The 13,134-nt window shown below is 71.5% G+C and carries 14 protein-coding genes and 1 riboswitch; of the genes, 4 read left to right on the top strand and 10 right to left on the bottom strand.

Annotated features, from left to right (window positions below; genetic code table 11):
* Nucleotides 1–92 precede the first annotated feature (92 nt).
* Nucleotides 93–293, bottom strand: coding sequence for a hypothetical protein (locus ACZ6TD_RS06485; RefSeq protein ID WP_471351517.1), 201 nt, complete (start codon nt 291–293; stop codon nt 93–95).
* Nucleotides 272–419, bottom strand: a riboswitch (SAM riboswitch). Its footprint overlaps the gene before it by 22 nt.
* A gap of 117 nt (nt 420–536) precedes the next feature.
* Nucleotides 537–1,682, bottom strand: coding sequence for a PP2C family protein-serine/threonine phosphatase (locus ACZ6TD_RS06480; protein ID WP_471351515.1), 1,146 nt, complete (start codon nt 1,680–1,682; stop codon nt 537–539).
* An 84-nt stretch (nt 1,683–1,766) separates the two neighbouring features.
* Between ACZ6TD_RS06480 and ACZ6TD_RS06475 the strand changes: the two genes are divergently transcribed.
* Complete coding sequence (locus ACZ6TD_RS06475) at nt 1,767–2,555, top strand: Fpg/Nei family DNA glycosylase (RefSeq protein WP_471351513.1); 789 nt, start codon at nt 1,767–1,769, stop codon at nt 2,553–2,555.
* Nucleotides 2,556–2,618: 63 nt separating this feature from the next.
* Here ACZ6TD_RS06475 and ACZ6TD_RS06470 read toward each other — a convergent pair whose 3' ends face one another.
* Nucleotides 2,619–3,599 (bottom strand): CU044_5270 family protein, encoded by a 981-nt coding sequence (locus ACZ6TD_RS06470; RefSeq protein WP_471351511.1) that lies wholly within the window; start codon nt 3,597–3,599, stop codon nt 2,619–2,621.
* Nucleotides 3,596–4,183 carry an RNA polymerase sigma factor gene (locus tag ACZ6TD_RS06465; RefSeq protein ID WP_471351509.1) on the bottom strand — a complete coding sequence of 196 codons (588 nt, stop codon included), beginning with the start codon at nt 4,181–4,183 and terminating at the stop codon, nt 3,596–3,598. Before ACZ6TD_RS06465 ends, ACZ6TD_RS06470 begins: the two co-directional genes overlap by 4 nt.
* 104 nt (nt 4,184–4,287) lie before the next feature.
* On the opposite strand from ACZ6TD_RS06465, the gene ctaD reads away from it, so the two are divergent.
* Entirely contained in the window at nt 4,288–5,952 is a 1,665-nt protein-coding gene (ctaD, locus tag ACZ6TD_RS06460; RefSeq protein ID WP_471351507.1) for an aa3-type cytochrome oxidase subunit I, read from the top strand.
* 2 nt (nt 5,953–5,954) lie between these two features.
* The gene (locus ACZ6TD_RS06455; RefSeq protein WP_471358855.1) at nt 5,955–6,302 is read left to right on the top strand and encodes a hypothetical protein; all 348 of its coding nucleotides are present in this window, start codon (nt 5,955–5,957) and stop codon (nt 6,300–6,302) included.
* Here the strand turns inward: ACZ6TD_RS06455 and ACZ6TD_RS06450 are convergent.
* From ACZ6TD_RS06450 to ACZ6TD_RS06425, 6 genes are all read right to left on the bottom strand, one after another.
* Nucleotides 6,289–8,214, bottom strand: coding sequence for a transglycosylase domain-containing protein (locus tag ACZ6TD_RS06450; protein WP_471351506.1), 1,926 nt, complete (start codon nt 8,212–8,214; stop codon nt 6,289–6,291). The genes ACZ6TD_RS06455 and ACZ6TD_RS06450 overlap by 14 nt on opposite strands.
* 138 nt (nt 8,215–8,352) lie before the next feature.
* Nucleotides 8,353–9,678 (bottom strand): sensor histidine kinase, encoded by a 1,326-nt coding sequence (locus ACZ6TD_RS06445; protein WP_471351504.1) that lies wholly within the window; start codon nt 9,676–9,678, stop codon nt 8,353–8,355.
* Nucleotides 9,679–9,680: 2 nt separating this feature from the next.
* A complete protein-coding gene (gene cseB, locus ACZ6TD_RS06440) occupies nt 9,681–10,430 on the bottom strand; it encodes a two-component system response regulator CseB (protein ID WP_471351503.1) in 750 nt (249 codons plus the stop codon).
* On the bottom strand, nt 10,427–11,260 hold the full coding sequence (locus tag ACZ6TD_RS06435) for a hypothetical protein (protein WP_471351501.1): 834 nt from the start codon (nt 11,258–11,260) through the stop codon (nt 10,427–10,429). Before ACZ6TD_RS06435 ends, cseB begins: the two co-directional genes overlap by 4 nt.
* A 167-nt stretch (nt 11,261–11,427) precedes the next feature.
* Complete coding sequence (locus ACZ6TD_RS06430) at nt 11,428–12,048, bottom strand: helix-turn-helix transcriptional regulator (protein WP_471351499.1); 621 nt, start codon at nt 12,046–12,048, stop codon at nt 11,428–11,430.
* Nucleotides 12,049–12,345: 297 nt separating this feature from the next.
* The gene (locus ACZ6TD_RS06425) at nt 12,346–12,777 is read right to left on the bottom strand and encodes a hypothetical protein (protein ID WP_471351498.1); all 432 of its coding nucleotides are present in this window, start codon (nt 12,775–12,777) and stop codon (nt 12,346–12,348) included.
* Nucleotides 12,778–12,787: 10 nt separating this feature from the next.
* Between ACZ6TD_RS06425 and ACZ6TD_RS06420 the strand changes: the two genes are divergently transcribed.
* The gene (locus ACZ6TD_RS06420) at nt 12,788–13,069 is read left to right on the top strand and encodes a hypothetical protein (RefSeq protein ID WP_471351496.1); all 282 of its coding nucleotides are present in this window, start codon (nt 12,788–12,790) and stop codon (nt 13,067–13,069) included.
* The last annotated feature ends 65 nt before the right edge of the window (nt 13,070–13,134 follow it).

Genomic DNA, 13,134 nt, shown 5'->3' with positions numbered 1-13,134 from the left:
GCCCGCGCGGGGCACCCGCCGGGACGGGGCCGGGACACACCCGACCCCCGGCGCGCGGGCCGCGCTCGGTGACCGTGTCGACTCGGGCCGACTCAGACGGCTGGACTGGAGGCGCTGCAGATGCGCAGCAGATCGATGTGCAGCCGCCTGGTCAGGAGGCGGAGCCGGCGGAGCGGGGACCACGGCCGGGGACGCCGACGGACGCCGTCCCCGTGGCTGTCGGTCCTGGGCATCTCCACCGATCCCATCATCCGGGGCTCGCGGGGCAGCGAGACCGCGCTTGTCCCGTCCACGCCGACGGAACCTGGTCGTCACCCGGGGGCACCCCGTCGCGGGAGAAGGGTTGCCTGTCAACGAGCCGGGGCCGATGACCCACCTGAGCGGGGAGTTCCGCACGGTGGGCGCTGACAATCGTGACCGTCCCTGACAGTGTCGTCGCGCTCCGCGAGGGCGTCAACCCATGCCGGAGTGGCCAACGTCGGCCGACGGTACGTACGGCGCCCTGGCACAACCGGCTCGGAGGGGGCGCGACCGGGTCAGCGGAACGGCCGGTCCGCGCCGTCGACGGCCCGCTCGACGAGGACCATGGCCGCGTCGTCCGTCAGCCGTCCCTCGGTGTGCCGGACCAGGGCGTGGCGCAGCCGGTCCAGGTACTCGGACGGGGTGGCGCAGTCCAGCGTCTCCATGGTCCGGTGCAGCGGAAAGAACTCGTCGCAGTTGTTGCGGGCCTCGACCACCCCGTCGGTGTGCAGCAACAGCCGGTCACCGGGCAGGAACGGAAAGGTCTCGACGCCGATCGCGGGAGGGCCGAGGAACTCCTCGAGGCCGAGCGGTGGCAGCGGGCGGGCCGGGTCCAGGGAGCGCACCTTGCGCTCGCGCATCACCAGGGGCGGCGGATGGCCGCGGTTGATCAGCTGGACCAGCGACTCGTCGGTCACCTGGGCGAGGAGCACGGTGACGAACTGCTCCTCCAGCTCCCGCGGATCCTGTAGCTGGGAGCGGTCCAGCAGCTCGTACTCGCGCGCCAGCGCGGCCGCACAGCGGTGCATCACCTCGGCGAGGTCCTGCTCGTAGTGCACCGCCTCCCGGAAGGCGCCCACGACGGCCGCGGCGGACCGCACCGCGGCCAGCCCCTTTCCCCGTACATCGCCGACGATCAGCCGCACTCCGTAGCGGGTGCACATCGCCTCGTAGAGGTCCCCGCCGATCTGCGCGCCGCGCTCGGCCGCCAGATAGACGCTGGCGGTGTTCACCACGCCCATCCGGGCGGGCAGCGGCCGCAGCACCACGTTCTGGGACACCTCGGCGATCCGGCGGATATGGGCCAGCTCGCGGTCCCGGCGCAGCCGCACCGCGCTGGTCGCCACGCTCGCCACCGCCACCACCAGCAGGGCCAGCAGATTCGTGTACACCTGCGGGGCGCCCCAGGCGTCGTTGTGGATGGCGGTGATCGCGCTGACCACGCCCGCCAGCACCGCCACCCCGACGGTGCCGACCGGCCCCATGGTCACCGCCGCCAGCGCCGGCGCCGGGGAGAGCAGGGGGCCGGTGTAGAGGGTGTGCGCGGGGGAGAGCTCGATGCCGAGCACCGCCGCCAGGACCAGGAACGGCAGACACCGTGTGATCGCGAACAGCGTCTGGCTGCGACCGCTCACCCCAGGGGCGGCGCGCATGAATCGCATAATTCGGACTTTATCCGATGAAGACCCACGAACGGGGGTGCTCTCCGCAACGCGCGACGGAAGCCCCGGGCGTAGCCTGACGCTATGCCCGAGCTTCCGGACGTCGAGGGGTTCCGGCGGACGCTGGCCTCCTGCGCCCAGGGCCGCCGCGTCGAGCGGGCGGAGGTGGCCGATCCGGGGGTGCTCCACGGGGTGACCGCGCAGCGGCTGAAGCGCGACCTCAAGGGCCGCCGCTTCGCGGCGCCGCGCCGCCACGGCAAGTGGCTGATCGCCCCCACCGACGGACCCACGGTCGTGCTGCACTTCGGCATGACCGGGCGGCTGGTCTGCGGGGCGGACTCCGAACCGGCCGGCCGGTTCCAGCGCGTCGCCTTCGACCTCGACGACGGCCACCGCCTCGGCTACGAGGACCAGCGCAAACTCCAGGGCATCTGGCTCGCGGCCACCGACGACGACATCGACCGGATCATCGGCGATCAGGGCCCGGACGCGCTCTCGCTGGGCCGGGTCGAGCTGGACCGGCTGCTGGAGGGGCGGCGCGGACGCGTCAAGGCCACGCTGACCGACCAGGCCGTGATCGCCGGACTCGGCAACCTGCTCGGCGACGAGATCCTGTGGCACGCCCGGATCCATCCGCGGCGGCCGGCGAACGCGCTGACCGACGACGAGCGCGATCGGCTCCACACCGCGCTGCGCGAGGTGCTGCGCGCCTCGGTACGGGCGGGGCGGGTGCCGGACGACCCGGACTGGCTCACCGGGCGGCGCGACGATCCGGATCCGCACTGCCCCCGCTGCGGCAATCCGCTGCGCCGCGGCCGGATCGCGGGGCGGACCAGCCTGTGGTGCCCCCACTGCCAGCGGGAGGACGCCTGACGGCCGACCGGGCCACCCGTACCCCCTCCGCGTCCCGCCCGCCTCTCCCGACGTGGCCGGTGGTCAGGAGATGTAGGCCGTGTAGGACATCACATCGCCCGCCTTCACCCGGTACTCGGGAGCGTCCTGGGTGAAGGTCTCCTCGATGTCCAGCACCCCGCCGTCGTCCGGGTCGAGGACGATCAGGTAACGGCTCCCGGGGGTGCCGGTGAACCGGAATCCCTGCCCCTCCCGGCCGAGCCGGTCGGTGACCTTGCCCGCCGGGCGAAGCCCCTCGAGTCCGGAGAGCAGCGTGACGATGTCCGCCCGCTGGCGCGGTCCCGGGGTCCACACCATGCGGAAGGACCCGATGGCCGAGAGCAGCTCCGCCGGGTCGCGGTCGGCGCCCGGGGACCAGACGGCGAGATACGCGCGCAGCGCCGAGGCACCGGCCGGGGGGTCCTCGAAGTAGCTCTGGTTGGCGCCGTAGATCCCGGGCGGATAGTGCTCCTCGCTCAGCACCTTGCCGTCGTGGACCGTGCGCGGCGGGGGACCGTCCTCGATCACCGGGCGGCCCGGATGGCGCGGATCGGTGGCCACCTCCAGCGTGGAACCGCTGCCGTCCGCGTTCCAGCGGGTCAGCGACTCCCGGGGCAGCATCACCGCGTCCTCGCCCGACTTCATGCTCAGCGCCCAGCTCTGGAAATGGCTGCCCCGCTCGCTCTTCCCCGGGGACTCCTCGGCCGCCGCCCGCGTCCGCCGGGCGATCTCGCCGAGCGATACGTCCGCCCGGGATGCGTGCGCCACCAGCGGCAGTGGCCTGGGCGCGGCCACGGCGGAGGGGGAGCCGGTGCCCGAGACGGTCAGCGCGAGGGCGAGGATCGTCGCGGCCGCCGCGGCCTCCAGGCTCCAGACCACGCGTCGGACGGTACGGCGCCCCCGGTCCCGGGACGGCAGCCGCCGCAGCAGCAGCTCGGCCCGCGCGTCCAGCGGCCGGTCCCGCCAGGGGCCGGTGTCGGCGGACACGGGGTTGGCCTCGCGGAGCAGATCCAGTTCGTCGGTCATGCCTGTCCATCCTTGTCGGCCCTGTCAGCCCTCTGGGCCCTGTCGCCCATGCCACTCGTGCACCCCAGCGAGACCCGGTCGTCCCGGCGCAGGGTCTCTATCTGCTCCCGCAGCCGCCGCCGCGCCCGGTGCAGCCGCATCGCCGCGGCGGACCGGCCGCACCCCAGCACGGTGCTGAGCTCCTCGACGGTCAGCTCCTCCCACGCCGTCAGCCGCAGCACCTCCTGGTCGGCCTCGGCGAGCCGGGACAGCGCCTCCAGCACCCAGGAGCCCGGCCGCTCCGCGTCCGGGCTCGCCACGGTGTGACCGCCGCGCGTCACCTCGTGGTGGCCCAGCTTGAGCAGCAGTCTGCGGTAACGGCCCTTGCCGCGCACCGTGTTGGCCAGACAGTGCCGGGCCACTCCGTACAGCCACGGCAGTGGTGACTCGGGCAGTTCGACCCGGCGCCGCCAGGCCACCGCGAAGACCTCGGCGACCACTTCCTCGACGTCCCATGCCTGGTCGTCCAGCCGCCGTGCCACGAAACGGCTGACCGCCCAGTAATGCTCACGGTAGGCGGCGTCGAAGGCGTCGTCGGTGCTCATGATCCGAAGGTGTCCGGCACACCGCGGATCATCACACCTCGCGGCGGGCAATTCCGGCCGGCCGTCGGAGTGACGGTCCACGGGGTGCCGGACACCTAGCGGTCATGAGGAACAACACCGTTGTCGCGGCGGCGCCGGCCGCCCCGCCGTCGCGCCGCCCCGGGCCGGGGGCCACGGCCGTGAAATGGCTGACCACCACCGATCACAAGACGATCGGCACGCTCTACCTGATCACCTCGTTCGCCTTCTTCTGCATCGGCGGGGTGATGGCGCTGCTGATGCGCGCCGAGCTGGCCCGTCCGGGTACCCAGATCATGTCGAACGAGCAGTTCAACCAGGCGTTCACCATGCACGGCACGATCATGCTGCTGATGTTCGCCACCCCGCTGTTCGCGGGCTTCGCCAACTGGATCATGCCGCTGCAGATCGGTGCGCCCGATGTGGCGTTCCCGCGGCTGAACATGCTGGCGTACTGGCTGTACCTCTTCGGCTCGCTGATCGCGGTGGGCGGGTTCCTGACCCCGCAGGGCGCGGCCGACTTCGGCTGGTTCGCCTACTCCCCGCTGTCGGACGCGGTGCGGTCGCCGGGTGTGGGCGCGGACATGTGGATCATGGGTCTGGCCCTCTCCGGCTTCGGCACCATCCTCGGCTCGGTCAACTTCATCACCACGATCATCTGCATGCGCGCCCCCGGCATGACGATGTTCCGCATGCCGATCTTCACCTGGAACGTGCTGCTGACCGGTGTGCTGGTGCTGCTGGCCTTTCCGGTGCTCGCGGCGGCGCTGTCCGCCCTGGAGGCGGACCGCCAATTCGGGGCGCACATCTTCGACGCGGCCAACGGCGGGGCGCTGCTCTGGCAGCATCTCTTCTGGTTCTTCGGCCATCCGGAGGTCTATATCATCGCGCTGCCGTTCTTCGGCATCATCTCCGAGGTCATTCCGGTGTTCTCCCGGAAGCCGATGTTCGGCTATATCTCGCTCATCGCGGCGACGATTTCCATCGCGGGCCTTTCGGTCACCGTCTGGGCGCACCACATGTATGTCACCGGCGGAGTGCTGCTGCCGTTCTTCTCCTTCATGACGTTCCTGATCGCCGTGCCCACCGGTATCAAGTTCTTCAACTGGATCGGCACGATGTGGAAGGGTTCGCTGAGCTTCGAGACCCCCATGCTCTGGGCGATCGGGTTCCTGATCACCTTTGTCTTCGGCGGTCTGACCGGCGTGATCCTGGCCTCGCCGCCCATGGACTTCCACGTCTCGGACACCTACTTCGTGGTCGCCCACTTCCACTACGTCATCTTCGGCACCGTGGTCTTCGCTATGTTCGCCGGATTCCACTTCTGGTGGCCCAAGTTCACCGGCAAGATGCTGGACGAGCGGCTGGGGAAGATCACCTTCTGGACCCTCTTCCTCGGCTTCCACGGCACGTTCCTGGTGCAGCACTGGCTCGGCGCCGAGGGAATGCTCCGCAGAATTCCCGACTACCTGGCGGCCGACGGCTTCACCACGCTGAACACCATCTCGACCATCAGCTCCTTCGTCCTCGGCCTGTCGTTCCTGCCGTTCCTCTACAACGTCTGGAAGACTGCCAAGTACGGCGAGAAGGTCGTCACCGACGATCCCTGGGGCTATGGACGTTCGCTGGAATGGGCGACCTCCTGCCCGCCGCCGCGCCATAACTTCGTCAGCCTGCCGAAGATCCGTTCCGAATCCCCCGCGTTCGATCTGCACCATCCCGATGTCGGCCAGAAGGAGAGTGTGGCGTGAGTATGGCCAGAGCCGCCGAGTCCCCCGGTGTCGCCGCCGGAATCAACCAGATCGAGGGCTATCTGCTGCTGCAGAGCGAGCGGGACGCGGCCCGGGAGCGGGCCCGCCGCCTCACCGGCCGGCTCGACTGGCTGACCTCCGTCCAGCGGGCGGAGGTCGAGCGGGTCTACGTCCAGGACCAGTTGGCCGTCACCGAGCAGACCCTGCGCACGGTGGTGCGGCGCTGCGAGGAGCTGCGGGCGGAGTACCAGGAGGTCTACCGCACGCTGCGCCGCCGGCTGCTGCTGGCCTGCCTGCTCGGGGCCGCGGCCCTCGCCGGCGGCCTCGCGGCCGGTCTCACCGTGCGGTAGGCCCCGTCTCGGCCGGGGCCTTCCCGGCGGGGGCCTTCCCGGCCGGGACCGTCTCGGTCGGAACCGGAACCACCCCCGGCCCGGAGCCGAAGTCGAACCAGGCCGGGGGCGCGTCGCGCAGCGCCTGGCCGGTGTAGGCGTTCCAGAGATCGGCGACCCGCTGAACACCGGCGTTCTTCAGGGGGATCTGCTTCCGCTTCTTGGCGTCCTCGCCGAAGAGGGTGACCGCGGTGACCAGGTCCGGGGTGTAACCGACGTACCAGGCCGCCCTCTTGTCGTCGGAGACCCCGCCCTTGCCCGCCGCGGGCCGTTTGACGGCGCTTACCGCGGTCGCTCCGCCGTCCTCGATGAGACTCCGGGTGATGAGCTGGGCGGCCGCGGGGGCGATCGCCTGGTCGCCCACCGCCTTCGGCGGCGCGGCCGTCTCGTCGCCGCGCCGCGCGGACTTCACGATGCTCGGGGTGACCCGCTTGCCCTGGTGGTCGAACGAGGCGTAGACACCGGCCATCCTCAGCGGGCTCGAGCCCATCAGCCCCAGCCCGACCGACTCCTTGGTGCCGAAGCCGCCGCCGTCGGTGTCCATGCCCAGCGCCCCTGCGGTGCGCTTGACCTCTGCCAGCCCGCCGGCGGTGGCCCCGTCGCGCATCTTGGCGTCCAGGGACGCGGCGACGGTGACCGGTTCGAAGGCGGGGCCCACCTGGTAGTCGCCGCGGGTCGCGTTGGACAGGTAGTGCTTGGTGTAGTCCCGGCCGCCGTAGAGCGCGACGATCCGCCCGTTCTTCGGGTCCACCGAGACCGCGCCGCCCTGGGTGGCGGCGGCGTCCGCGCGGGCCCGCTCGCCCTTGGCGGAGCCGTCGAGGCCCTGGTGCATCGTCTTCTCCAGCGCCCGCTGTTTGGCCGGATCGACGTTGAGGGTGATGGTCCAGCCGCCGGCGGCGAGTTCCTGCTCGCTGACGCCCGAGGCGATCAGCTCGTTGCGGGCCGCGTCCACGAGATAGCCGGCCTGGCCGCCGAGGCCGGGGGCGGGCTCGGGGGCCACCGGCACGGGGAAGCGCATCCCCTTCCGCTGCGCGGGGTCCAGCCAGCGCATGTCCACCATGTTGTCCAGTACGTAGTTCCAGCGCCGGGTGACCAGGCGCTTCGCCTTCGGGCTCGCGACGGCCCAGTCGTACTGGCTGGGGGCCTGCACCAGCGCCGCAAGGTACGCGCCCTGCTCGACGGTGAGGTCGTCCACGTCCTTGTCGTAGTACGCGCGGGCGGCGGCCTGGACGCCGTAGGCGACGCGCCCGAAGTAGCTGGTGTTCAGATACCCCGCGAGGATGTCCTCCTTGGAGTTGCGCTGGTCGACCTTGAGGGAGATCACCAGCTCCTTGATCTTGCGGGTGGCGGTCTGCTCCTGGCTCAGGTAGTAGTTCTTGACGTACTGCTGGGTGATGGTCGAGCCGCCTTGAGTGCCCTTGCCGGCCACGGTGTTGACCAGTCCGCGCAGGATGCCCATCGGGTCCACGCCGGAGTCCTTGTAGAAGGACTTGTTCTCGGCCGCCACGAACGCGTGCTGGACGCCCGTGGGCACCCGGTCGAGGGTGACCATCTCGCGGTTGATCTCACCGGTGCGGGCGAGGATGGTGCCGTCGCTGAACTTGTAGACGTTGCTCTGCGCCTTCGCCTGGGCGTTGGCCTTGGGGATGTCGATCGAGTAGTAGAGCACCGTGAACGCCCCGATCAGCAGCGCGCACAGGCCGGCCACATAGGCGAGCAGCTTCCGCCAGGTGAAGAACCGCCGGATGCCGGTGCGCTTCCGCTTGCCGCGCCCTCTCGCGCCGCGCCGGGGGCCCGGGGGTCTGGTGTCCCGCGGCGTCTGCTCCGAGTCCGGTGTGAACCGTACGCGTAGTGCCGTCAGGGGACCTGCCATGCCGATTGCTCCTCCGTCGATCCCGGCCGCGAGGTTTCGCGCGGGTCGGCGCCATCCTCCTCAGCGAAGATCTTCGGAACCGCAACGGGCGGTCTCGGCGGGGGCTCGGCCAGGTCTCGACTTCCGCTCGACGATGTATCAGCCGTGTATCGGTCCGGGCTCCGGCGATGCGGGCCGCTCGGGCAGGCGCAGCGTGGCGACCGCGCCGCCGTCCGGTGCGTTGCCGAACTCCAGCGTGGCGCCGATGACCTGAGCCTGGCCGACCGCGATGGTCAGCCCGAGGCCATGGCCCCGGCCGCGCTCCCGGACCCCGGTGCGGAACCGCTGCGGGCCCTTCTCCAGCAGATCGTCCGGAAAGCCGGTGCCGTGGTCGCGTACCGTCACGGTCCGGCCGTCCGCCGTCACCGTCACCTCGACCGGTTCGCGGCCGTGGCGATGGGCGTTGACCACGAGGTTGGCGACGATACGGGTCAGCCGGCGGGGATCCGTCCACACCTTCGGGCCGTCGGCGACGTCCCGCTGGCCGGTGTCCGCGACGTCCTGCTGCCCGGTGTTCTCGCCGTCCTGTTGCCCGGTGTCCTCCGCCGCGCCGGTCCGCAGCCGCGCCGACAGCCCGGTGCCCGCGATGGCCTCCTCGAGCACCGGCCCCAGGGGGCAGGGGGACAGATCGGCCTCCTCCGCCCCCGCGTCCAGCCGGGAGATCTCCAGCAGATCCTCGACCAGCGTGCTCAGCACCCGCACCCGGTCGCGCACATACCCGGCCGCCTCGCCCGGCGGGAGCAGCTCGGCGGCGGTGACCAGGCCCATCAGCGGAGTGCGCAGCTCATGCGCCACATCGGCGGTGAACCGCTGCTCGTCGAGCAGCCGCTCCTGCAGCGCGGCGGCCATCGAGTCCACGGCCCCGGAGATCTCGGCGATCTCGTCGTGCGGGCGGGTGGCGGGGGAGATCCGGGCGTCCAGGTCCCCGGCCGCGATCCGCCGCGCGGTGGCCGCCGCCAGCCGCAGCCGACGGCTCATCCGCTCGGCGGTCAGCACGCCCAGCGGCAGCACCACGGCCGTGGTCATCAGCCCGGCCAGGATGATGTTGGTGTCCAGCGCGCCGATGTCGCGCATCGTGGTGCTCATGTCGATGCGTACGGACAGGACTCGGTCATCGGCGGGCCGGGCCGCCCACATCGCGGGTCCGTCCGGGCCGGTGGTGAACTCGGTGCCCTGATGGCCCTTTTCCACCAGGCGCCGCAGATCCCGGGGGAGCCCGGGCGCGTCCAGCACCGCGCCGGAGCCCTGGACGCCGCCGGTGCGGGCGTAGCCGACCGCGGCGCGGTCGAGTGTGGTCCGCGCCCCGTCGCGCGCCTGGGACAGTTCGCGGTCGCGCGAGGCGTGGTGCACCAGGACGCCCACCGCGGCCGCGGCGGCACAGGTCGCCGCCGCCACCAGGGCGACGATCCGCCATCTCAGCGTCATCGTCAGCGCCGCAGCTTGTAGCCGAAGCCGCGGACCGTCTCGATCCGTTCGGCGCCTATCTTGGCCCGCAGCCGCTGCACATGGAGGTCGACCACACGGGTGTCGCCCTGCCACGCGTGGTCCCAGACCCGGCTGAGCAGCGTACGGCGCTCCAGCACCACACCGGGCGAGCCGGCGAACTCCAGCAGCATCCGCAGTTCGGTGGGGGTGAGGGCCAGCGGCTCTCCCGCGCGGCGCACCTCCATGCCGCGGGTGTCGATGGTCAGATCGCCGAAGGCGAGGGTGTCAGGACCGGCCACGCCGTCCGCCTCCGGAGCCCCGCCGCGCGGGGCGCGGGCCACGGGGGTGAAGGAGGCGCGGCGCAGCAGCGAGCGGATACGGGCCACCAGGACGGCGCTCTCGCACGGCTTGACCACGTAGTCGTCGGCGCCCGCCTCGAGACCGGAGACCACGTCCAGGGAGTCACCGCGCGCGGACATCATCAGGATCGGGGCCAGGCTGAACTCGCGGACGCGGCGGCACAGTCCGATGCCGTCCAGCTCGGGCAGCATCACATCCAGCAGCAGCAGATCGGGCTGTCTCTCCCGGAAGATCTCCAGCCCGGTGAGGCCGTCGCCCGCGGTGGACACGGTGAAGCCGTACCGCTCCAGGGCCATCCGCACCGTATTGCGGATCACCTCGTCGTCCTCGACGAGCAGCAGATGCGCCTCGGTCGGGGAGCCGGGGCCGGGCGGGGTGAAGGCGGTGGTCATCGCGTCGTCCTCGTCTCCGTACGGGTGCCCGTGTCCGCCGCTGTGCCGGTGCTGCTCGGCACGGCCTCCGGCACGACCTCCGGCACGGGGGCCTCCGGCACGACCTCCGGTGCGGCGGTCCGGGTGGCCGCGCCCTCCTCCGTGGCGGGTGGCCGGACGGCCGCGCCGTCCTCGGGTGTCACGGCCGCCATGACGGTGCCGTTCCAGCGGAAGCGGGTGGTGACCCGGCCGTCCTGGCCGATCGCGGAGATCAGCAGATCGCGGCCGAACGTTTCGCCGGTGAGCCCGGGCGGGCCCCAGTAGATCAGCACGGGGCGGACCGTGCGGCCCGAGGCCGTGTAGACCTGAAGCAGCGTCCGCTCGAACCCCGGCAGATCGGCCGCCACCACCAGTTCGTCCCGGCCGTCGCCGGTCAGATCGCGGTGGACGGTGTCCCGCAGCGGGCACTGGACGCCGTCCGGGCACAGCAAGACCTCCTTCTGCACCACCGCCGGCACATTGGGGTCGTGGAGCAGCAGGTTCTTCGCGGACAGGGCGGCCAGTCCGCCCGAGGGCACCTTGACCTTGTCCACCGGCAGATAGCGGGCGAAGTCGGGTTTCTCACGGGGCGGGGTCACGGCCGAGGGGGTGTACCGGGGCCACAGCGGAACCGCGCTGGCCGGGGCCGACAGCGAGGGCGCCGCGCCGTCGTCCCGCACTCCGGCCTGGGCCGCGCACCCCGCGGCGGTCACGGCGGCGCACGCGGCCGCCACGGCGGGCAGGAGGCCGCGGGGCAGCCTGGGGCGGGGACGTGGTCGCGCGGTGCGCGACGCGGTGGGGAGTGAACGCATGGCCGTCTCAGCCTACTGAGCGACGTCAGGCGTGCCACGCGGGACCCGTGACGTATCGGCCGGGCCGCGGGGCTCTGTGACGGATCGGGCGGACCGCGGAAGACGACAGGCCCGGGGCGCTGCCGCCCCGGGCCTGTTCCGTGTGACGCGACGTCACACAACGTGCGTCATTTGATGAATTCCGGGCGAACGCGGGCCGGCCAGGTGCCGACGGTCAGCATGCCCGCCGCGTAGGCACGCGAGACCAAGGCCGCCCGGTTCGGTGCCTTCATCTTCCGCAACATGGATCCCACGTGGTATTCGACGCCCTGTCTGCTGAGATAGAGCTTGGCGGCCATCTGCACGGTCGAGGCGCCGGTGGCCACGCCCTCGAGTATCCGGGCCTCCAGCGGCGACAGCAGCTTCTGGCTGGTGGGAGTCGGTTCCTCCACTGGTCGTTCGTCATCCGGTTTGACCATCACGACGATGGCCGCGAGCCGGTCGGACCGGCCCTGGATGGCCGTGCCGGTCAGTTTGCCCGAGAACACCCGGCCCCGTGAGTGGTAGCCGAGGACGCGCTCGGTGAAGCGGGTGCGCCGTCCGTCGTGCAGCCGCGAGAAGTGTTCCCGCAGGACGGAGGGGGCGCTGGGGTGCAGCAGGTCGAACAGGCTGCGGCCGCACAACTCGGCGGACGAGGCGCCGAAGTGTCGGAAGAAGTCCTCGTCCCCGGCCACCACATGGAGGTCGGGGGCGAGCGTGGCCATTCCGGTGGCGTGCCGCGAGGCGGCGGACACTGCCTGTCCGGGCACTCGAGGGGCACTCTGAGCGCTGTGGGGGAGGGCCAAGAGGAGTCACCGCTTTCGGTCGGTTCGTGACGGAGTGGTCAGTCCGTCTCGGGTGAACCCCCAGGTGACGGAGGGTCGGCGCATCGCGACCACGCAATGCGCCGGACCCCAGGGGGAATTCAGTGACGGGTGTTAGGTCCGCTTCCTGGTGTATACCAACGCTACGGCGACTGTGGCGTGCCCGTTTCCAACAGAGTTCTGCCCGTTTCGTGACCGCTTGGCGGACGAAATCGACGTGGCGCGAAGCCGCTGGTCGAAACGTTACGCCGCGGCCTTGGCGGACCTACGCGTTTGCGAACGGCTCCCGGAACGGGCGCTCCTCGAACTCGAGCGACCCGCGGTGCGGCCCTCGCCGCGGCCCGCGCCGCGCTCCTCGGACGGCTCGGCCATGATGCCGCCCTTGCGCAGCACCGCGTAACCGACCCCGATGCCGACGGCCACCGGCCATTCGATGACCTCCACGGCACCCAGCGCGCCGAGCCCCACGTACAGCGGGAGTCCGCCCTTGGCGGGCAGCACCCGGCGGGCCACCTCGAGCGGCTTCATCGCCACCCTCGCCGCACCACCGGTCGCACGGGTGGTCGCGTGGCCGACCGTCCCGAAGGTCTCCTTCGTGGCGTGGCCCATGGTGTCGAGGGTTTCCCTGGTGGCGTGGCCGACGGTGTCGAACCCCTCCTTCGTGGCGTGGCCCATGGCGTCGAGCGTGGGCACCGTGACGGTCAGACGGCGCCGGCCGTCGCTGCGCGATGTCTCCATGGGGCCCTTGGCGGCCTTCGCCGTCCGCTGCCGCTGTGTGGTCTTCGACGGCCTGGTGGCCTTCGTCGGCCTCTTCGCCTGCGAAGGCTTCGACGTGGCCGACGTGGTCTGGGACTTCGTCGTCGACTTGCCGCCGCGCGCCGGTGTTGCCGCCTTCTTCGCGGCGGTCGAGGAACTGCGCTTGCGTGAAGTAGCGGGAGTGGTCACTGGTCTCACGTCCACACGGTGATGGCGGATGGAATCTTCTTCCCTTTTCAGGGTAATAGGGATGAACCGGGCAGGCCGCCCGGAGAG

This window comes from Streptomyces yongxingensis (assembly GCF_055597465.1).
The sequence above is the reverse complement of the archived record's forward strand: the minus strand, read 5'-3'. Positions and strand labels throughout refer to the sequence as shown.